At 40.9% G+C, this 21,476-nt stretch carries 20 protein-coding genes and 1 pseudogene; 17 read left to right on the plus strand and 4 right to left on the minus strand.

Translation table 11 applies throughout. The features are described from left to right. Positions 1 to 10: 10 nt before the first annotated feature. The 16 genes and pseudogenes from NHH16_RS12930 (at position 11) to NHH16_RS13005 (ending at position 15,043) form a co-directional block, all read left to right on the plus strand. On the plus strand, positions 11 to 1,321 hold the full coding sequence (locus NHH16_RS12930) for a TRAP transporter large permease (protein ID WP_262070027.1): 1,311 nt from the start codon (positions 11 to 13) through the stop codon (positions 1,319 to 1,321). A 32-nt stretch (positions 1,322 to 1,353) separates the two neighbouring features. After that, entirely contained in the window at positions 1,354 to 2,391 is a 1,038-nt protein-coding gene (locus NHH16_RS12935) for a zinc-dependent alcohol dehydrogenase (RefSeq protein WP_262070028.1), read from the plus strand. 20 nt (positions 2,392 to 2,411) lie between these two features. After that, positions 2,412 to 3,458: a TRAP transporter substrate-binding protein gene (locus NHH16_RS12940; RefSeq protein WP_262070029.1), complete on the plus strand. Its 1,047-nt coding sequence runs from the start codon at positions 2,412 to 2,414 to the stop codon at positions 3,456 to 3,458. Between the two features lie 19 nt (positions 3,459 to 3,477). Continuing rightward, positions 3,478 to 4,266, plus strand: a complete 789-nt coding sequence (locus NHH16_RS12945) for a sugar phosphate isomerase/epimerase family protein (protein ID WP_262070030.1) — start codon at positions 3,478 to 3,480, stop codon at positions 4,264 to 4,266. Between the two features lie 13 nt (positions 4,267 to 4,279). Next, on the plus strand, positions 4,280 to 4,717 hold the full coding sequence (locus tag NHH16_RS12950) for a cupin domain-containing protein (RefSeq protein ID WP_262070031.1): 438 nt from the start codon (positions 4,280 to 4,282) through the stop codon (positions 4,715 to 4,717). A gap of 14 nt (positions 4,718 to 4,731) precedes the next feature. Further along, a complete protein-coding gene (locus tag NHH16_RS12955) occupies positions 4,732 to 5,304 on the plus strand; it encodes an SIS domain-containing protein (protein WP_262070032.1) in 573 nt (190 codons plus the stop codon). Positions 5,305 to 5,348: 44 nt separating this feature from the next. Next, positions 5,349 to 6,308, plus strand: a complete 960-nt coding sequence (locus NHH16_RS12960; RefSeq protein WP_262070033.1) for an ROK family protein — start codon at positions 5,349 to 5,351, stop codon at positions 6,306 to 6,308. After that, positions 6,309 to 7,409, plus strand: coding sequence for a Gfo/Idh/MocA family protein (locus NHH16_RS12965; RefSeq protein WP_262070034.1), 1,101 nt, complete (start codon positions 6,309 to 6,311; stop codon positions 7,407 to 7,409). Positions 7,410 to 7,421: 12 nt separating this feature from the next. Further along, positions 7,422 to 8,387: a sugar phosphate isomerase/epimerase family protein gene (locus NHH16_RS12970; RefSeq protein ID WP_262070035.1), complete on the plus strand. Its 966-nt coding sequence runs from the start codon at positions 7,422 to 7,424 to the stop codon at positions 8,385 to 8,387. Between the two features lie 166 nt (positions 8,388 to 8,553). After that, positions 8,554 to 9,584: pseudogene (locus NHH16_RS12975) on the plus strand (LacI family DNA-binding transcriptional regulator). Then, positions 9,581 to 10,486 carry a dihydrodipicolinate synthase family protein gene (locus NHH16_RS12980; RefSeq protein ID WP_262070036.1) on the plus strand — a complete coding sequence of 302 codons (906 nt, stop codon included), beginning with the start codon at positions 9,581 to 9,583 and terminating at the stop codon, positions 10,484 to 10,486. The pseudogene NHH16_RS12975 and the gene NHH16_RS12980 overlap by 4 nt, the downstream one beginning before the upstream one ends. Beyond that, on the plus strand, positions 10,487 to 11,434 hold the full coding sequence (locus NHH16_RS12985; RefSeq protein WP_262070037.1) for a Gfo/Idh/MocA family protein: 948 nt from the start codon (positions 10,487 to 10,489) through the stop codon (positions 11,432 to 11,434). 10 nt (positions 11,435 to 11,444) lie between these two features. Then, positions 11,445 to 12,326, plus strand: a complete 882-nt coding sequence (locus tag NHH16_RS12990) for a sugar phosphate isomerase/epimerase family protein (protein WP_262070038.1) — start codon at positions 11,445 to 11,447, stop codon at positions 12,324 to 12,326. A 20-nt stretch (positions 12,327 to 12,346) separates the two neighbouring features. Beyond that, positions 12,347 to 13,327 carry a Gfo/Idh/MocA family protein gene (locus NHH16_RS12995; RefSeq protein WP_262070039.1) on the plus strand — a complete coding sequence of 327 codons (981 nt, stop codon included), beginning with the start codon at positions 12,347 to 12,349 and terminating at the stop codon, positions 13,325 to 13,327. Between the two features lie 17 nt (positions 13,328 to 13,344). After that, the gene (locus NHH16_RS13000) at positions 13,345 to 14,127 is read left to right on the plus strand and encodes a sugar phosphate isomerase/epimerase family protein (protein WP_262070040.1); all 783 of its coding nucleotides are present in this window, start codon (positions 13,345 to 13,347) and stop codon (positions 14,125 to 14,127) included. Positions 14,128 to 14,170: 43 nt separating this feature from the next. Beyond that, positions 14,171 to 15,043: a ribokinase gene (locus NHH16_RS13005; RefSeq protein ID WP_262070041.1), complete on the plus strand. Its 873-nt coding sequence runs from the start codon at positions 14,171 to 14,173 to the stop codon at positions 15,041 to 15,043. 96 nt (positions 15,044 to 15,139) lie between these two features. Here NHH16_RS13005 and arcC read toward each other — a convergent pair whose 3' ends face one another. Genes arcC through dpaL form a run of 4 tightly spaced genes read right to left on the minus strand, consistent with a single transcriptional unit; the run spans position 15,140 to position 19,871 of the window. Then, the gene (gene arcC, locus NHH16_RS13010) at positions 15,140 to 16,084 is read right to left on the minus strand and encodes a carbamate kinase (protein WP_262070042.1); all 945 of its coding nucleotides are present in this window, start codon (positions 16,082 to 16,084) and stop codon (positions 15,140 to 15,142) included. Between the two features lie 15 nt (positions 16,085 to 16,099). Continuing rightward, positions 16,100 to 17,293, minus strand: a complete 1,194-nt coding sequence (ygeW, locus tag NHH16_RS13015) for a knotted carbamoyltransferase YgeW (RefSeq protein WP_262070043.1) — start codon at positions 17,291 to 17,293, stop codon at positions 16,100 to 16,102. A 19-nt stretch (positions 17,294 to 17,312) separates the two neighbouring features. Further along, positions 17,313 to 18,629 carry a YgeY family selenium metabolism-linked hydrolase gene (locus NHH16_RS13020; protein WP_262070044.1) on the minus strand — a complete coding sequence of 439 codons (1,317 nt, stop codon included), beginning with the start codon at positions 18,627 to 18,629 and terminating at the stop codon, positions 17,313 to 17,315. Positions 18,630 to 18,644: 15 nt separating this feature from the next. After that, positions 18,645 to 19,871, minus strand: coding sequence for a diaminopropionate ammonia-lyase (gene dpaL, locus NHH16_RS13025; RefSeq protein WP_262070045.1), 1,227 nt, complete (start codon positions 19,869 to 19,871; stop codon positions 18,645 to 18,647). 272 nt (positions 19,872 to 20,143) lie between these two features. Here dpaL and ssnA point away from each other — a divergent pair, with 272 nt between their 5' ends. Then, positions 20,144 to 21,475: a putative aminohydrolase SsnA gene (ssnA, locus tag NHH16_RS13030; RefSeq protein WP_262070046.1), complete on the plus strand. Its 1,332-nt coding sequence runs from the start codon at positions 20,144 to 20,146 to the stop codon at positions 21,473 to 21,475. The last annotated feature ends 1 nt before the right edge of the window (position 21,476 follow it).

The following is a 21,476-nucleotide window of genomic DNA, read 5'->3' on the forward strand; positions in this document are numbered from 1 at the left end:
GAATTGAACAATGGAACTAGTCATTGGGTTACTTATAGCACTAACCTTTATATTAATTATCATAGGTGTTCCCATTTATATTAGTCTTTTGCTAACAGGTCTTTTAAGTCTTGCAGCATTAGCAGCTAGTACGGGCACACCGATGGCAACAATAGCTGTTTCTCAGGCTCTTTTTAATGGAATGGGAAGCTTACCATTACTAGCAATTCCTTTCTTTATGCTAGCTGGAGAAATTATGAATCGCGGTGGTATTACAGAGAAGTTGATTCGTTTTGCAATGCTTCTTATTGGCCGCCTTCCAGGAGGACTTGCTCATGTAAGTATTGTATCAAGTATGTTTTTTGGTGGAATTACTGGATCTGCTCAGGCATGCGCCTCTTGTATGGGAGGAATTTTAATTCCGGCTATGAAGAAGGAGGGTTATAAAACGAGCGAGGCAGCAGGTGTTATTGCGGCAGCATCGACTTGTGGTCCGATTATCCCTCCAAGCATTATTATGGTAGTGTATGCAACGGCGGTAGGAGCTTCTGTAGGAGCCATGTTTATGGGCGGAATAATTCCGGGTATATTATGTGGTGGTGCACTGATGATAGTGGTGTTACTTAGAAATAGAGTTTGTCATTTTCCGCGTCGTACAGAAAAATTGGCGAAAGGTGAAGTGAAGCAAGTTGTAATTGATGCGATTATTCCTCTAGGAATGCCGATTATTGTAGTTGGTGGTATCATGGGCGGAATTTGTACTCCAACAGAAGCTGGAGCAATAGCAGTAGTATATAGCTTAGGGGTGAGTTTGATTGTCACTCGTACGTTAAAAATCAGTGAAATGGGATCTATTTTACTTCATTCTGTTAATAGCTCAGCTCCATTATTACTAATTATTGCTTGCGCAAAAGTGTTTAGTTATGGTTTGACAGCGCTACAAATGCCGATACTTGTTAATGATTTAATACTTTCTATTACAAGTAATAAATACGTATTCTTACTACTTGTTAATATTTTACTCCTTATCATGGGAATGTTCATGGATGGTGGAGCAGCGGTTATCATTTTAGCTCCAATATTGGCTCCGGTAGCAGCGTCTATGGGAATTAGTCTGATTCATTTCGGAATTGTTATGGCTTTTAATTTGACAATTGGAAACATTACACCACCGCTGGGTTATTGCTTATTCATAACAAGCAAGATAGGAAAGATACCAGTTGAAAGTGTTGTAAAAGGTACAATGCCTTACTTGGCGGCAGAAGTAATTGTGCTTTTACTGCTTACATATATTCCTTTTATAGTCACATTTATTCCTGGCATTTTAGGGTATGCACTTTAAAACCATGAAACAGTTATACGAGGAGAAAGTAAATGAAAAAAATTGCATTGGTAGAATATGGGAAATTAGAGCTTCAAGATAATTGGGAAGGTGTTAGAACCATTCAAGATGGAACAGTAAAAGTGGATGTTAGTGCTTGTAGCATATGTGGTAGCGATATTGCATTGTTTAAGGGCAAGAGATCATTAGTTGATGAACGGTATTTTGGCCATGAATTCTCTGGTGTAGTAATAGACGCAGGCGCTGGAGCAAATGGTATTACTTCCGGGATGCGTGTAGGCAGTGAATTATCAAGAACGTGCGGTCAGTGTTGGAACTGTTTGAATGGTCTGCCAAATTATTGCAAGAGTATGAACGATGCGCTACTCCCAGGAGGGTTTTCTGAAGAGACGTTAGTACTTAACCGACCAGATTATAGCTTTATCAGTCCCTTACCAGATGAAATAGATGATATCACAGCTACTCTATTAGAACCAACAAACTGTGCCTATCATGCAGCGCGACAGGCGAATATAACTCCTGGCGATAGTGTCGTAGTATTTGGTATGGGTACAATTGGTTTAATAACAGCCTGTATTCTAAAAAGTATGGGAGCAAGCAGCGTCATAGGAATTGATAATAGTAAAGAGAGATTGGCAAAAGTTCGTGAGTTAAATCTTGTTGAAACCATAGATTGTAATGATAAAGACTGGTTAGAACAAGTGAGAGAACGAGGCGGAACTTTTGGGGTAGATGTTGTGGTTGAGGCAACGGGAGCGGTTCAGGTTTTAAAGAATGCTTTTGATGCAGTTCGTCCTGGTGGGAAATTGGTGGTGGCAAGTGTTTATCATGGCCCAGCAGGCGATCTAGAATTACTACCTATAATGCGCAAAGAGTTGACAATTAAAGGTGCGAAAGGGCCCTTCCCTCATCGCAAGACAGAAGGATCTTCAGCTGCTTTGGAAACACTTGTTAAGTTGCAAGGTGAACTAAAAAAAATTATTACAGTGTACGAGTACAAGGATGCGCTTAAAGCATTTGATGACATGATGAGCGGAGCTGCACTTAAAGCAGTAATTAAATTCAAATAGGATACGAGGAGATTAAAAAAATGAAAAAAATGAAAAAATTAATTAGTTTAATGTGTGTGATGGCTATGGTGTTTTCGCTATACGGTTGTGGGAATAAATCTGAAGAAACGGAGTCTAATGATAAAGGGGCATCTTCAGATAAGGTAGTTGTAAAATATTCGGTTACTTATCCGGCTACTGGTACTCAAGCAGACGGAGCGAATGCGTTAGGAAAGTATATAGAAGAATGCTCTGATGGCAGAATGAGCATGGAATTTTATCCTTCTTCTCAATTAGGAGATAAATCGGCAACTTTTGAGGGACTTAAAGCGGGAACTATTGAGATGACAGAGTGTGCTGCAACAGATTTATCAGGCTTTAATGATATGTGGTCTGTGTTCTCACTACCTTATTTGTGGGAAAACGGCCAACAAGCTGTAAATACAGTTATGGATAAATCAGTTAGAGAAGTTTTAGAAGCAGATGCTGAAGCCAATGGATTTATCATTATCGGCTGGACGGATATTGGTAGTAGAAGTGTTTTGAATAAGACGAAGACTGTTAACACGCCAAAAGATTTGAAAGGGCTTAAGTTACGGTGTATGGAAGATACGATTTTAGCAGAATCGGTAAATGCGATGGGAGCCATCGGTACACCAATGGCAGCGAGTGAAGTGTATACTGGCTTACAGCAGGGGACTATTGATGGTCTAGATCATACCCCTTCAGTAGTAGTGTCAAATGGCTGGGAAGAATTATGTAAGTACTTTTCACTAACAGAACATTTTACAATTCCTGATCCCGTATTTGTGAGTAAAGCATGGTTCGATACCTTATCTGCAGAAAATCAAGAAGCAATTATTGAGGCCGGCGAGAAGTTCTCCGATGATTGGAATAACAATATTTGGCCCGACGCCACAGACAAGGGATTAGAGGCTATGAAAGCTGCTAATGTCGAGATAGTTGAAGTTGATAAAGAACCCTTTAAAGAGTCAGTACAATATGTAATTGATGATTTCTTAGATGGGGCAAGTGATGGACAAAAAGAACTGTATGAATTGTTAATTGAGGTTCGCGAAAACTATTAATTGTACGAGGAGATTATAGATGAAACTGGGTGGTTTTGGAAAGATTGCTGATTATAAGTATATTGCTAGAGCAGGATTCGACTATGCGGAATTGGATATCCCAGAAATCGTAGAACTAAGCGACGCTGATTTTGATGGTTTGAGAAATGAAATTGAAGAATGTGGTGTGAAAGTACAGGTTGGCTCAAGATTGTTGCCAATTGCTGAACCTCTCTTCTTCAAAGAAGGATTTTCAATTACAGATCATACAGCCTATTTGCGAAAGGCCAGTGAGCGAACGAGTGTATTGGGAATAGATAAGGTTATTCTTGGTAATGGTAAGGCTCGCTCTCTATTAAGGGAGGAAGATCAAAATAGAGAAGCAATCTTTATAGACGCCCTACGTGTTATGACAGAAATCGCTGCAGAGTTTAATCAGGAGTTTATTCTAGAACCCCTAGGACCAAAGTATTCGAACTATATTAACACGATTCCCGAGGCTGTGGATATGATTTCAAAGATTTCTCGACCTAATTTTTTTACTATGGCTGATTTGCGCCACATGGTTTGGTCTAAAGAGTCCTTTGACAATTTGCGAGAGTATGCCTCTTATTTACATCATATCCATATAGATTATCCTCTATCCTATCCAGAGCGAGGGTATCCAGCCTTAGAAGATGATTATAATTATGATGAGTTTTTGTTTGCATTATACAAGTCTGGTTATAATGGAACGCTAACAGTCGAGGCAGATACGCCAAAAGATTGGGCGAGAGCGTATGAGCAATTGCTAGTGCTTATGGGAAGTGTGAAAATTGACAATGCATAGAGGAGATAAATAGATGACGAAAAAGGAATATGTACAACAATATGGTGGGAAATTTAATATTAATGAGGGAGAAGTATGGACGATGCCAAACGGGCATGATGTTCACTTTACATTAACACCTAAGGTGGGTTCTCTGCACTTTAATATTGCCACAGGATGGCACATCCCGGGAAAGGAATTTGCTCCACACGTCCATCCGGTATCAGCAGAATTATTAGTGGTTTATGAAGGAGAAGGAGAATGTTTTCTTGGTGATAAGTGGATTCCTTGTAAGAAAGGCGATGTTATTTATGCTCCACCAGGGGTATATCATGGCACGAGGAACCCAGCAACGAATACGGAAGAGTTTGTGACGTTAGGAATTGCAACACCACCTCAATTAGATCTCTACACGAGAGCGGCTTATGATGTTATGGATGATGATAAATCAAAATTCGAACCAGAATGGTAAAAAGGAGAAAGAATATGTTTTTTGATGATTATAGTAAAGGGTTACAAGAGACACTGGATAAAATTAGTAGAGAAGATGTTCAGTTGTTATATAGTTTAATTGATGAGGCAAGAAATAAAGATAAGCATGTATTTGTACTCGGAAATGGTGGAAGTGCAGCGGCAGCGTCCCACTGGGTGTGCGATTTTGGTAAGGGCATTAATATACCAGGGGCTAAAAGATTGAAAATATTTGCGCCAGTTGATAATGGAGCTGTATTTAGTGCATATGGTAATGATAATTCATATGAGGAGACGTTTGTCGAGCAGTTGAAGAACCTATTAGAAGAAGGCGATTTAATAATTTCTTTATCTGTATCGGGTAATTCAGGGAATCTATTAGAGAGCCACCGCTATGCAAAAAGTATTGGTGCAAAAACAGTATGTATCGTTGGCGACAAGCAAGGAAAACTGATCGATATGTCTGATAAGGCTATTGTCATTAAGTCGGAAAACTACGGAATTGTTGAAGACATTCACATCATTATTGAGCATGCAATGTCTCAATATATGAAGTCTAATAATGAGGAAGCAGTTAGACAGGCATAGGTCTAGTGTAGCGTTATTTAATAGGTAGTTGGAGGGTTTAGAGGATGTTTGTTGGTGCATTTGATATTGGTGGAACCAAGACTATTGTTGGAATATTGGATCAAGCAGGAAAAATAAAAGAAAAAAAAGTGTTTCCAACCCAAGCATCAGATTGCTATGCGCACTTAGATTATTGTCTTGTGGTATTACAGCAGCTACTAAATAGAGCGGGTATAAATAAAGAGGAGTTATCTGGTATAGGTGTCACTTTACCAGGTGTAGTCAATAGCGAAAAAGGAATTTTGGTTTTGGCTGCATATGAGAAATGGGAAAATATACCAGTAGCTTCTTATATATCCGAGAATTTTACTGGTATTGATGTTTATTGTGAAAATGATGTAAATGCCTGTGCTATAGGCGAAAAGTTATTTGGACTCGGACAACAATATCAGCATTATGTCTGGATGACAGTCAGCACGGGTGTAGGTGGTGCGATAGTCTGTAACTCGGAGTTAGTTAAAGGAGCAAATGGCTTTGCTGGTGAATTGGGACACCTAAAGGTAGAATATGAAAAACCAGAACAATGCCACTGTGGTCAGTATGGTTGTTTGGAAGTGCAAGGTTCAGGAACGGCTCTCAATAGAATCGTAAAAGAAAGAGCACAGGATAATGCTGATTTTGCGAATGATTTAAGAGCCAGTGGTGCAAGTGTAGATGGGGCCGGTTGTGCAAGTCTGGCTAATAAAGGTAATCAAGTTGCACAAGATATTTTTCATCAATTGGGAAATTATCTTGGTAAAGGAATTTCTTATTGTGCGAATATTGTAAATCCTCAAGCGATTATTATTGGTGGCGGGGTAGCGGCCTCTTTAGAATTTCTAGTTCCAGGAATGCAAGAAGCTATAGCAGAATGTACATTTGAGCCTATGAAAAATATAGATATTAGAATGACGGAATTAGGGTATGAAGCAGCTCTGATAGGAGCGGCAGCGCTTGTATTACGGGAGCGAAAGGGAGGGTGTTAGATGAGACGCTTAAAGGCAGCGGTTATAGGTGTCGGATTTATAGGAGAAGCGCATGTTGAGGCGATTAGGAGAGTTCCTTATGTGGATGTTGTTGCCATTGTAGATGGCTTTAATGCAAAAGAGAAGGCTCAAAAGCTTGATGTAGAAAACTGTTTTGCCGATTATAAGGAAATGATAGAAGTATGTGAACCGGATTGTATTCATGTGTGCACTCCAAATCATACTCATATGGAGATTGCTCTTTATGCGTTCGAGCATGGAATTCACGTAATCTGTGAAAAGCCAATGGCGATGAATGCAAAAGAGGCAGAGGTCATGCTAAAAGCCGCAAAAGCTAGTGGTTTAGTTAATGCCTTGAATTTTCACAATAGATATTACCCAGCTACTCATAATTTGCGTAATATGGTAAGAGCTGGTGAACTAGGAGAGATATTCTCGGTACAGGGCGGCTATCTTCAAGATTGGTTACTATTTGATACGGATTTTAGTTGGAAGGTAATGTCTCAACAGGTAGGAAAAACGAGGGCGGTTGCTGATATTGGTTCTCACTGGATTGATTTATGCGAATATGTCATTGGTCATAAAGTAGTAGAAGTTTTTGCGGAATTTAAGAAAGTTCATCCTACTAGAAAACAAAAAACTGCAAATGGCTATGAAGAGATTGAAGTGGATACAGAGGACCTAGCTTACATCTTACTGCGATTTGATAATGATGTTATTGCCAGTGGCGCAATATCAACTGTCTTTTCGGGAAAGAAAAATCAGACCACATTGTTGGTATCAGGTGCGAAGATGTCAGTAGAATGGGATAATGAAAAGCTAGAAAATCTTCAGATGGGATATAGAGACCGACCCAATAGCGTTTGGAGTAAAAATCGGGATATGGCGGATGCCAATACAGCACCTATTATTTCTTATCCAGCTGGTCATATGGAAGGCTTTTCGGATGCATTTAAGCAGAATTTTACTGCTATTTACGATGCAATTCGAGGAAAAGAGCCAGCAAATCCATTTGCGACATTTGAAGATGGCTTACACTTAATGAAGATATGCGATAAATTGTTTGAAAGCTCACGCTCAAGACAGTGGGAAAAAGTATAGGAAGGACTGCATATGAAGATAGGTATTGTTGCGAATATGCTTCAAGATAAAACCTTAGTGGAAGCGCTGGAGTGTTATCAAAGGTTAGGGATTCAAAAAGTAGAGATTGGTTGTGGTGGTTATCCTGGAAAGTCTCATGCAAATCCGGAAGTGCTACTTGCCGATAAAAGCGAATTGGACAAATTTAAAGAAACGATTGCTGCCTCAGAATTAGCTATTAGTGCGTTTGCATGTCATGGTAATCCAATCCATCCAGATAAGGAGATAGGAGATAAATATCATGAGGATATGTGCAATGCAGTTAAGCTCGCTCACGAAATGAATGTTGATACACTTACCTGCTTTTCAGGCTGTGCCGGTGATTATCCGGGGGCCAGGATGCCAAACTGGGTAACTTGCTCTTGGCCAGATGATTATCTAAAAATTCTGGAGTATCAATGGAACGATGTAATGGTTCCATATTGGCAGAATTTCGTGAAGTATGCTAAAACGTATGGTGTGAACAAGATTGCTTTGGAGATGCATCCAGGATTTATGGTTTACAATACAGAAACATTAATGAAATTGCGTAGTGCAGTTGGTACGGAAATAGGAGCAAACTTTGATCCAAGTCATTTAGTCTGGCAAGGAATGGATCCGATAACTGTGATTAGAGAGTTGAGAGAGGCTATTTTTCATGTACATGCCAAAGATATCAAGCTCGATAGATTGAATATCGAGAAAAATGGCGTTTTGGATACAAAACATTATAGTGATGAAATTAATAGATCTTGGATATTCAGAACCGTAGGTTATGGAAATGATGTGTCCTATTGGAGAGATATCTTCTCGGCTCTTCGCATGGTAGGTTATGATGATGTAATCAGTATTGAACATGAGGATAGTTTAATGGATCGCTTTGAAGGTTTAAAGAAAGCCGTTCGTATGGTGAAAGAAAATATACTTGTTGAAGGTAAAACTGAGATGTGGTGGGCGTAGATAGTTAACATTATATTTTTTTGAGCTACGAAGGAGAATATTTCGTAGCTCAAAGCCCTAGTGATAAAGATAAAAAAATAAGTGATTATAAATAGAGGAGTTAAGACACTCCTGATTTTTAAAGCGAAATTGTAAACGTTTACAATTTCTTGTGAGGAGGAAGATAATGGCTTCAATCAAGGATGTTGCTAAAAGTGCTCAGGTGTCGATAGCAACAGTGTCTCGGGTGATGGGAGATAAGAAGCATGTAACGGAAAAGGTAAGACTGAAAGTAGAGAAAGCGATTAAGGAGTTAAACTATCAGCCTAACATTACTGCTAGAAGGCTAAGAGAACAGAAGGCCAAAAGTATTATTGTCATTGTGCCAGATATTAATAATACCTTTTTTCCGGATGTGTTTAGAGGGATTGAGGCCGTAGCTACTAAGAAGGGCTATCGCGTATGGCTAGAAGATATGCAGAATAACCCAGACGTCGAGAGAGATATATTTGAGGTACTTCCACAAAAGCAGGTAGATGGCATCATTTCATTAACTGCTAGAACAAAAAAGGAAGTAATTGAGGCGGTTGCCGCAAAATATCCGTTAGTAATTGCCGGCCAGTATTTAGAAGATACAAAAATTCCTTATGTTGGAATTAGTAACATAAAGGCGGCGAGAGAAGTGGTAGAACACTTACTGAAACGTGGGCATAGGAGAATTGCTCATATATCTGGGTCACAAACTCAACTCATCTTTCAAGATCGGCTAAAGGTTATAAAAGTGCCTTAGAAAGAGCAGGGATAGAGGTTGACGAGGAGTTGCTTTTTCAGGGCAATTATTCATATGAATCAGCATTTAAATTAGCTAAGAAAATTATTGAAAAGGACAAATCAATTACCGCCATTTTTGCAGCTAATGATGAAATGGCAGCAGGAGTAATTAAAGGTCTTAAGGCTCTAGGAAAGCGAATTCCAGAAGATTATGCAGTCGTTGGCTTTGACAATATCCGGCTGGCGTCAATTATCGAACCAGCGTTGACAACGATTTATCAACCCAAAAGGGAAATGGGAAGAAAAGCGGCAGAAATGCTTTTGAAATTGATAGAAGGGAAAAAATTAAAGGAAGAAAGAGTGGTTCTTGAACATTCATTAACTATTCGTGAAAGTTGTGGAGCGAATCTAGATGACACAGATGATAGGAAAGGAGATTTCAAATGAGAAAAGAGAGATTGTATGGTGTAGTTATTCCTACGATAACGCCAATGAATGAAGATGGAAGTATTGATGAGCAATCTTTAAAAGATTACACGGAATATCTGATAAAAACAGGTGTGAATTGCTTATATCCAAATGGTACAAATGGTGAAAGTCTACTTTTGTCAAAGGAAGAAAGAGAGCAAGTAGCTAGTGTTATGGTAGAAACAAATAATCATAGATTACCTATTTTTATCCAGTGCGGAAGTATGACTACCGAAGAGACAATAAGCCATGGTAAGCATGCGGTGGAAATCGGTGCAGATGGTATCGGCGTTATGTCACCAGCCTTCTTCCCGATGGATGATCAATCATTACTAGAGTACTATAGTGCGATTATTGAAAGTTTGCCGAGTGATTATCCGGTTTATCTGTATAACATACCAGGTTGTACGGCAAATGATGTGAAACCAGAGGTGCTGAATCAGCTGATGGCAAAGTATGATAATCTTGTAGGTATTAAATATAGTAATTCGGATTTGATTCGGGTGGAGAACTACTTGGAGTGTCCAAAACGTAAGCCGGATCTCCTAATTGGATGCGATAGTCTATTTCTTCAATGTCTGACCTCAGGAGGAGTAGGCACCGTGACAGGTCCTGGCGCAATTTTCCATAAAAAGTTTAATCGTCTATACCAACAGTTTAGCCATGGTGATCTAGAAGGTGCGATTAAAACCCAGCAAGAGATTGTGAAAATAGATCGTCAATTGGAAGGTATTCCCGGTATTCCAGCGCTAAAAGCCATGCTGAAGATGCGCGGAGTAATCAAGAATGATACGTGCCGTGCCCCTCTGCGGAAGTTAACGAGCGTAGAGTATAAGACGGTAGAAGCAGTATTGGAAGCGTATGATCGGGAGGAAAATTAAATGGATAACAAAAAGCTAAGAATCGGTGTTATTGGTGTTGGCTATGTTGCCCAAAATAATTTCTTACCAGTTTTACCTAAGTTTGATGATGTTGAATTTGTGGGTCTGATGGCTAAGAATTTAGATAACGCAAAACGGGCGCAAAAACTTTGCGGAGCAGAAAACACAGTGGCCTCAATTGAAGAGTTTGTCAATCTTGGCTTGGATTGTGCCTTTGTGCTTACACCAAAGCAATGCCACGCAGAGCAAATATCATTTCTATTGAATGCAGGAATAGATGTTTATAGCGAAAAACCAATGGCAACGACGCTAAAAGATGCTGATCATATAGCTGATTTAGCTGAGAAAACAGGAAGAAAATTAATGATTGGCTTTAACCGTAGATATGCTCCAATTTGCCAGAAAGCGAAAGAGGTTTATTCAAGTATAGTTCCAGACGTTATTGTTGCTCAAAAAAACAGACCCCAGACAGAGTATCGTGCAACCTTAGAAAATGCCATTCATATTGTTGATCTTATGCGGTATTACGGAGGCGAAGTACGAAATGTGAATGCTATTTCAAAGTTTTCGGATCCGTATTATGAAACATATACCACTGCGCAGATGGAGTTTGAAAACGGTGCCTCAGGAATTCTAGTAGCAGACCGCAGTTCAGGTCAATGGGAAGAGACCATTGAAATACACGGGGGCAATCAGTCTGTTCTAATCAATATGCCGGATAGTGTTACGGTGACGGATGCGAAGGAGAAGCATACGATGGAGATGACTCCGTTAGCAATGGGCTGGGCTAGATCTGAAGATAAATTAGGCTTTACAAATTCTATTCGTCATTTCCTAGACTGTGTAAGGAATGATCAGACACCACTAACAAATGCTGCCGATGCGTATAAAACTCATGAACTTTTAGATCGTGTATTACGCAGTGCAGGACTTCCAGCCATGGATTAAGGAGGGGAAAATGTACAAAATAGCAGGACATACAATGGGAACACCAGAGTATAATATATATGAAGCCATTGAGTTAATGGAGAGAATAGGAGCGGATGGAATTGAAATTGTAATTCAAGACGGATACCAGTCAGGTCTGCCGTGTAACTGCAGCAAAGAAGAGCTAGAAAAAGTAAAGCAATATGCGGATAATCATCATGTTCAAATTATTTGCTTAACGCCCTATAATTCCTATTTTAATTCCTTAGATGAGAGCCAGCGAAGAAGTGAAATAGAGGAAATAAAAAGGATTATTGAATATTGCGTGTATTTTAATGCAAAATACATACGAATTTATGGCGGTAATCTGGTGGCCGGTGATACTGACCATTATGAAGAGAAGTGGGAAGCCTTGGTTCAATCTTTAAAAGAGCTTGGTGAAGCGGCAGAAGACAAAGGGGTAACGCTAGTGGTTGAGAATCATTTTAACACCATGACGGTATCAGCGAAGGAAAGTGCTGCGTTGATGAAAGATGTTAATCATCCAGCTGTTCGTATTCTATACGATCAGGCAAATCTTACATTTACCGAACAGGAAGATTATGAAGAGGCGATTCGCATTCAGCAACAATACGTAGGATATATTCATGTGAAAGATTTAGTATTTCAAGAAGGAAAGCCATTTGCATCTTCCGACGTTGCTCGTCCAAGTGATGATGAGAGAAATGTGTATACCAGAATTGTGGGAGAAGGCGTTATAAAATGGCCAGAAATACTTAAGTTGATTAAAAAGCAAGGGTACGAAGGTTGGCTTTCTCTTGAGTATGAACGAAGATGGCATCCAGATGATATTCCAGATGCATCGGTGGGAATGAAAAAGTCATTGGAATATTTACAATCCCTTGCTATATAAAATAGAGAGGAACCAAAAATATGATGAAAACTTCAGAACTAAAAATTGCTTTATTAGGCGTGAGTCATTGGCATGTACCTTTATATTTGAGTGGAATCCCAGAAGGAACAGTAGTTGCTGTTAGTGATGAAAATGAGGGCTTTACGCGAAATTTTGCCAAACAGTACAATTGTCCTACCTATAAAGACTATCGGGAAATGATACTGGGAAGTAAACCGGATTTTGTATTTGCCTTCGCACCTCATTGGCAGATGAAAGAAGTCTCGGATTATCTTTTAGATGCTAACATACCATTTACGATGGAAAAACCTGCTGGGTTAAATGCGGGAGAGGTAGAAACTCTGTTTAACCGGGCGGAACAAAAGAAGTCTTTTTGCGCTATTCCATTTGTATGGCGTTATAGTGATACGGTGAATAATTTGAAGACAAAGTATCTTACTTCTGATATTCAGCATATGTCATATAAATTTGTGGCGGGACCACCATCTAGATATTTGGAGACTTCAAAATGGATGCTGTCTCGCAAAACTGCAGGTGGCGGTTGCATGACCAACTTAGGTGTACATTTTATCGATATGGCGTTATTTCTTACAGAGAGCGAAGGAGCTGAAGTACTGTCGTCAATATATCAGTATGGTTCGGAATACGATATTGAGACATATGCCTCTTCTATGTTAAAGCTAAAAAGTGGAGCTTCACTTTTATTGGAAAGTGGGTATGCATATCCGATGTCTGAAGATTCAAAACGGGATAATCAGTGGAATATAGTTACGAAGAATGGCTATTATGTGTTAGCAGATGGCAATATTGCTGTTCGGGAACAGGGAAAGATTCCACAGAACATACCAATTGATACGGATAGTGATGTGTATTACCGAATATTTGCGGAAACTACGCTTAACGACTATGTAAATGAGGTGCGGCCTAGGGCTTCGCTACGAGAGATGCTTGTCGTCAGTAATCTTCTTGATCAAATGAATCAAAAAGCAATGAACGAATAACTGTTAGGAGAAAAAATATGAAGTTGGGTGGGTTTGGCCAAATAGGTGATTATCAGAATATTGGCGAAGCAGGGTATGATTTTGTTGAACTGGACATGCCAGAAATAGAAGGATTGGAAGAAAAAGAGTTTGAAACTCTTCGTGAGGTTATCGACTCCTGTGGATTTCCAGTTCTTACTGGTGCGCGACTATTTCCCATAGCAGAGCCATTATTTTTTACAAATGAATTTGAACCCGAAGAATGGTTTCCGTATTTGAGAAAGGTGTGTGAAAGAGCAAGTAAATTAGGGATTAAGAAGATTATTCTTGGAAATGGAAAGGCACGTTCTTTAGATGCCAAAGACGATAGAGAGAGAATTAATGGTTTCATAGAATTTTTGCGCTCCATAGCAGACATTGCAGCAGAGCATGGGCAAGAACTGATTTTAGAACCGTTGGGTCCAAAATACTCTAATTACATTCAGACTATCCCTGAGGCTGTCGATGTTATAAAACTGGTGAATCGGCCAAACATATTTACAATGGCGGATTTACGACATATGCTTGGGGCAGGAGAAGCCTTTGAGAATATTGTAGATTATCTATCGTATATTCATCATATACACGTAGATTATCCAAAGTCTTATCCTGAGCGAAAGTATCCAAGCTTGGCAGATGATTATAATTACGATGAGTTTATATCAATATTAGAAAAGTCTGGTTATAACGACACTTTGACGATTGAGGCAGATGTGCCAAATGACTGGAAGGCGGCTTATCAACAGATACTTCCAATTTTTGAAGAAATAATTGGTGAGTAAAGGTTAGTCTTAGGAAGCAAATGAATAGAAAGAGGAAGTAAATATGAAGGTCTTAAATTTTGGGTCCTTAAATCTTGATTATGTCTATAGCGTTGAACACATGGTGATGGCAGGAGAAACTCTAGATTCAGAAAGCCTAACCACATTTTGTGGTGGAAAAGGGTTAAATCAATCCATTGCCCTAGCTAAAGCTGGCACCCAGGTGTTTCATGCGGGCTTAGTGGGTGAAGAGGGAGACATTTTACTTGAAGCGTGTGAGGCTGCCGGCGTAAATAGCGAATATGTTCGAAAAGTTTCTGGTAAATCGGGTCATACTATTATTCAAGTGGATAAAAAAGGACAAAACTGTATTCTGTTGTATGGCGGCGCCAATAGAGGTATTACTAAAGAATATGTAGACGAGGTGTTAAGTCACTTTGCGGAAGGGGATTATATAGTTCTTCAAAACGAAATAAATTTGTTAGATTATATAATTGAACAAGCGTTTAATAGAAAATTTAAGATTATTCTTAACCCCTCGCCTTATAATGCTAATCTAGATAGTTGTGATTTCTCCAAAATATCTATGTTTTTACTAAATGAGATCGAAGGTGAGCAAATCACTGGCGAAAAGGATGCAGATAAAATATTAGAAGTTCTAGCGGAACAATTTCCTAAGGCACAAGTAGTGCTTACGTTAGGCTCGGAGGGCTCGGTGTATCAGGAAGCTGGTAAAAAATATCGACAAGAAATTTATAAAGTTCAAGCAGTCGATACTACTGCTGCGGGGGATACCTTTACTGGATATTTTATTGCTTCTCGGATACGTGGATTATCGATAGAAGAGAGTCTTAATATAGCTGCGAAGGCGGCGGCAATCGCTGTATCGCGAAGAGGAGCAACCTTATCTATTCCGCTATTATCAGAAGTGCTATAAAACAGTTGGATTGTATTAGGAAGAAGGAAGCGCTTGCTCTAGCTAACTAGTTGGCTAGAGCAAGCGCTTCCTTCTTTAACACGCAAACCTTGTTTTTTATAGGTGGAAAGTCGTTCCCGTTTTTCCTTGAATACCTTCTTTTGATTTTTCTAAAAGAGTTATCAGGGCCGTACGACCGGCCTTTGAAGAGGCGAAATCTACAGCCGCTTCAACTTTAGGAAGCATGGAACCTGGGGCGAAGTGCCCTTCGCTGATGTACTGTTTTGCTTCTTCTATGGAAATGTCTCCTAACCATTTTTCTGATGGCGTGCCAAAGTTTAACGCTACTTTTTCCACGGCCGTTAGGATGATTAGGAAATCCGCATCTAATTCTTTGGCCATCATGCAACTGGCAAAGTCTTTGTCGATAACGGCGCTTGCGCCCTTTAAGTGATTGCCACTGCGGGTGACGGGAATACCGCCACCACCGCAAGCAATTACCAATTCGCCTGCATCCACTAAGGTGCGAATGGTTTCGATTTCGACGATTTCCACGGGCTTTGGCGAAGCCACTACCCGGCGATAACCTCTACCAGAGTCTTCCTTCATAATATAATTATATTTTTCCGACAAGGCTTTGGCTTGTTCTTGATCGACGAATTTGCCTATAGGTTTGGAGGGTGTTAAAAAGGCAGGATCGTTTTCGTCAACCCGAACTTGGGTGATCATGGTTGCCACCGGAATATCGTGGATACCGCGATTAAGAAGCTCTTCTCTTAAGGCGTTTTGCAGATCGTAGCCAACGTATGCTTGACTCATCGCCACACATACCGATAATGGCGTGTTAGGCTGACTACTATCTTCGTGAGTAAGAGCGATCATGGCATTATTGACCATCCCCACCTGAGGGCCGTTGCCATGAGCGACAACGACTTCACAGCCTTCTTCGATTAAATCGACGATAGCTCGGGCGGTGGTCTTTACAGCTTTCATTTGTTCAGGTAGCGTATTACCAAGGGCATTGCCCCCGAGGGCAATGACAATTCTTTTTTTCTTTTTCATAAGGCTCCCCCTTTGTTAGTCAAAGATGCGAGGAGTTCCCTTTTCTTCCAACTTTTTAAGGACGTCAGCCGGATCGGCAAATTTCGCCAGGAAGATCATCGCAGCGATGATGTATGGTTTGTAGCTTGCTTCTTTATAAAGTGGGTCACGGTAACGATCGAAGACGCTGGCATCCACTTCACCTTCATCACAGCTTACGCCAGTGATGTCAGCAGGTAGACAGTGCATATAGAGCGCTTTTCCTTCTTTCGTTAACTTCATAAGATCTTCTGTACAAGCCCAGTCTTTATGTTTCGCATTTTGTGCCAATAATTCTTTTTCTAGAGCAGCGATGCCTTCCGTGTCGCCTTCGCCGTAGAGTTCCGTCCGTTTTTCCATAGCAGCAAAAGGTGCCCAGCTTTTTGGATAGACAATATCAGCATCTTTAAAGGCTTCGGCCATATCGTTGGTCTTAGTGAAAGAGCCGCCAGATTTCGCTGCGTTCTCTTTCGCCACAGCTTCCACGTCGCTAAAGATTTCGTAGCCTTCTGGGTGAGCTAGCGTAACGTCCATACCAAAGCGAGTCATAAGACCGACGATTCCCTGAGGAACGGATAGAGGCTTGCCGTAAGAAGGAGAGTAGGCCCAGGTCATGGCTAGTTTCTTTCCTTTTAGGTTTTCTACACCGCCGAATTCATGGATGATGTGAAGCATATCGGCCATCGCCTGGGTAGGATGGTCAATATCACACTGAAGGTTAACAAGGGTTGGCTTTTGTTCGAGAATACCATTTTGTTTTCCTTCAGTAACAGAGTCTACCACTTCGTGCATATAAGCATTTCCCTTGCCGATATACATATCATCACGGATACCGATAACATCAGCCATAAAAGAGATCATATTGGCGGTTTCACGGACGGTTTCCCCGTGAGCGATTTGTGATTTGCCTTCATCAAGATCTTGAACTTCAAGACCTAAAAGGTTACAAGCTGAAGCAAAGGAGAAGCGAGTTCTGGTAGAGTTATCACGGAAAAGTGAGATTCCCAGACCGCTTTCGAACACCTTAGTAGAGATGTTGTTTTCTCGCATATAGCGAAGAGCATCGGCGAGAGTGAAGACGGCTTCTAGTTCGTCATCAGATTTTTCCCAAGTGAGGAAGAAGTCACCATTGTACATGTCTTTAAAGTTTAAAGCGTTGAGTTTGTCGATATAAGTTTGTAATGTTTTCATAGTATAATCTCCTTTATGCTTATTTATTGAAATAGTTATAAGGTAGGGCTGCGTAGACAGCTGCACAAGTTACAAGGTCCTTTTTCCAAGTGATTTCGTTAGGGGCGTGCGCCTGAGCTTCTGCTCCTGGTCCAAAACCGATGCATGGAATATTATTACGTCCCATAATGGTGACACCGTTGGTTGAGAAGGTCCATTTGTCTGTTAGTGGTCTTGCTTCTCTTTCTTTGGTAACAGCCTCGGCGCCAATTCTCTTATCGCCGTAAAGCGAGGTGTGAGCAGCTATTAAGGACTGGGTTACTGGATGATCTTCGGGAATCGCCCAGGTTGGGAAGTAACATTCGATTTCGTAGACACAGCCAGTATAAGAAGGACGATCGTAATGGTACATGGATACTTTTACGTCATCGCCGTATTTTTTTACATTTGGTAATTCACGAATCTCATCGAGACAGCTTTCCCAAGTTTCACCAAAGGTCATTCTTCTATCTAAAGAGACGGAACAGGAGTCGGCAACAGCACAGCGGCTAGGAGAAGTGTAGAAGATCTCCGAAGCGGTAATGGTACCTTTTCCAAGGAATCTAGCTTCTTCGTAACCCTTATTGTATTTAGGATTAAGCATTTTAACGAGTCCTTTGATTTCCTTATCATCGGCATCGTCGTTTTCGTTTAGAGAGCGTACGTCTTGGAGAATGTCTGCCATTTTATAGATGGCATTATCACCACGCTCTGGTGCGGAACCATGACAAGAGATACCTTGTACATCCACCCGGATTTCCATTCGTCCACGATGTCCTCTATAAATACCACCGTCTGTAGGTTCGGTAGAAACTACGAATTCAGGGCGAATCTTGTCTTCGCGGATGATATACTGCCAACATAAGCCGTCGCAATCTTCTTCTTGAACGGTACCAACAACCATGATTTTGCAGCCTTCCGGAATTAAATCTAAATCCTTCATGATTCTTGCTCCGTAAACAGCAGAGACGATTCCGCCACATTGATCAGAAACGCCACGACCGCCGATTTCTGTTTCGTTTTCATAACCTTTATAAGGATCAAAATCCCAGTTAGCCAAGTTACCGATACCTACCGTATCAATGTGGGCATCGTAAGCGATTATCTTATCGCCATCACCCATGTAGCCGATAACGTTACCTTGAGGATCAATAGTAACTTCGTCAAAGTTCAGTTTTTTCATTTCGGCAGCGATAGTATCGATATGTGCTTTTTCATCACAGCTTTCACCTGGATCTTTTACGATGTCTCGCAGGAAAGCGATCATTGCCTTTTCGTGACTCTGGGCAGCTTCTTTAATTTTGTTGTAATCTAACATTTCATTTCCCTCCTCTTATTGAATGTCTGCAAATGGTTGCTTGTCGGTGCCACATAAACCTTCCCACACAATTTCGTGGTAACGCTCTGGGTCGGTATCTCCTTCGGAAGAAACCAACAGGACTTGCGATGCGGCATCTAGTTTTAAAGTATCTTTTAGTTCTTGGTGTTCTGGTCTCGTCATAATGGCATGTAGAAGTCCTAGGGTTACAGATCCTGATTCACCAGAGATTACTTGCTCGTCGCCTCTTAAAGGAGCACCGTAGATCCGTGAGCCGTTAGCACTAACCCAGTCAGGGCAAGAGACGAAGGCGTCAGCGTGGTTCCTTAATATATCCCAAGAGACGGTGTTGGCTTCCCCACAGGCAAGTCCTGCCATAATGGTAAGCATATCGCCGGTTACATCGATGGTAGAGCCATCTGCTTTTACCGCTGATTGATAGAGGCAATCGGCGGCGCCAGCTTCTACGACTACCATAACCGGGGGATTTTCCTTAAAGCGATTAGCGAAGTAGCCGATTACGGCACCTGCTAGCGAACCTACACCGGCCTGAATAAAAATATGGGTCGGTCTGGCACCATCGCTTGTAAGCTGTTCATCTGCTTCGAGAGCCAAGGTTCCGTAACCTTGCATAATCCAAGTAGGAATTTCTTCGTATCCCTCCCAAGCAGTGTCTTGCACCATTACGCCGTAGTCGGAAGCGGCAGCTTCTTCGGCAGCCATCCGCACACAGTCGTCATAGTTCAAATCTTCAATAGTTACGGTGGCATTTTCTTTAGCAATATTCTCTAAGCGGGTTTTGGTAGTTCCTTTTGGCATTCTTACTACACACTTCTGGCCTAGCTTATTAGCTGCCCAGGCGACGCCGCGTCCGTGGTTGCCATCCGTGGCGGTAAAGAATGTAGCTTGCCCAAAGTCTTCTCGGAGCTTATCAGAAGTTAGTACATGATAGGGTACTTCGCTGATATCCTTACCGAGATGATCGGCAATATAACGGGCTATGGCGTAAGAACCGCCGAGTACTTTAAAAGCGTTTAGGCCAAAACGGAAGGATTCATCCTTTACATAGAGTCTATCAAGGCCTAAGTATTTGGCTAAGTTCGTTAAGGGTGTTAACGGGGTAACCGTGTACTGGGGAAAGCTTTTGTGAAACTGAATCGCTTTTTCCATTTCCCCGGTGGACATATGAGCGACTTGTAGGTCCTCGCTTGCCGGCATATTGTTACTGGTCCATTTGATCATCGTATCTTTTCCTCCTTTAGTTTTTACGATCCTCTTAAGCTCATCATAGCAGAAAGAAATCAAAAATCAATAGAAAAATACAAAAAAATTTAGGAAAGCTAAAAAAAATTTAGGGAGAGGTATAAAATTTTATCAATATGAGAAAAAATTATTAAAATCCATTGAAACATGAGCGAAATGATGATAAAATAAGAATAATCATATGTATATTTGTTAAAAATATACGAATAAAGTAGGGCGAACGAAAACAAAAGTAGAAGAGGAGGCTAGCTATGTTAATAGTTGGAAACGGTAAATTATTTACCAGAGATAAGGAATTTCCCTATGAAAAGGACGGAGCAGTAGTAATTAGCGGAACGGAAATATTAGCTCTTGGAAAGACTGGGGATATGAAGAGCAAATATCCAGAGGCGGATTTTATCGATGCTAAGGGTGGTGTGATTATGCCGGCATTTATCAATACCCATGAACATATTTACAGTGCATTTGCTAGAGGGCTTAGTATTAAGGGACATAATCCGAAAGGATTTCTCGATATTCTCGACGGACAGTGGTGGACAATCGACCGCCATTTAAGTCTTAATCAGACTAAGTACAGCGCAGTTGATACCATGATTGGTTGTATTAAAAGCGGAGTAACCACGATTTTTGATCACCATGCCAGCTATGGCGCGATTACCGATAGCCTTTTTAAGATCGCCGAAGCTTCTAAAGAACTAGGAATGCGGTCGTGTCTATGCTATGAGGTGTCCGACAGGGATGGCAAGGATAAGGCGAAAGAAGCAGTTATGGAGAATGAGAACTTCATTAAATACGCTTTAGCCGACGATTCGGATATGCTCGCCGGGATGATGGGAATGCATGCTCAGTTTACGATTTCTGATGAGACTATGGAGCTAGCGGCAGCTCATAAGCCAGCAGAAGTAGGGTATCACATTCACGTGGCAGAAGGCATTGAGGACTTACACGACTGTCTTCGTAAGTACGGAAAGCGAATTGTGGATCGCTTAATGGACTTTAATATCTTAGGAGACAAGTCTTTACTGGCTCACTGTATCTATATTAATGGTCACGAGATGGAGTTGATTAAGGATACTAAGACGATGGTGGTTCATAATCCTGAGTCAAATATGGGAAATGCTTGTGGCTGCCCACCGACGATGGAATTAGTGAAGCGAGGAATCTTAACAGGTCTGGGTACCGATGGTTATACTCATGACATGATTGAGTCTTATAAGGTGGCTAATGTGCTGCATAAGCATCATCTCTGCGATCCGAACGCGGCCTGGGGAGAAGTGCCCACTATGCTTTTTGAAAACAACGCCAAGATTGCCGGTCGCTATTTTAAAAAGCCTTTAGGCGTACTAAAGCCAGGAGCGGCAGCAGATGTCATCGTCGTGGACTACGACCCACCGACGCAGATGGATGAAAATAACATCAATAGTCATATTCTCTTCGGAATGATGGGCCATGATGTGGTGACGACGATTGGTAATGGTAAGATACTGATGAAAGACCGGGAGATTACGGTAATAGACGCTGAACAGGCGATGGCGAAGTGCCGAGAAGAATCGGCGAAACTATGGAAAAGCATTAATGGCTAAG

Source organism: Ohessyouella blattaphilus (genome assembly GCF_024721265.1).
Taxonomy (GTDB): Bacteria; Bacillota; Clostridia; order Lachnospirales; family Lachnospiraceae; genus Aequitasia; species Aequitasia blattaphilus_A.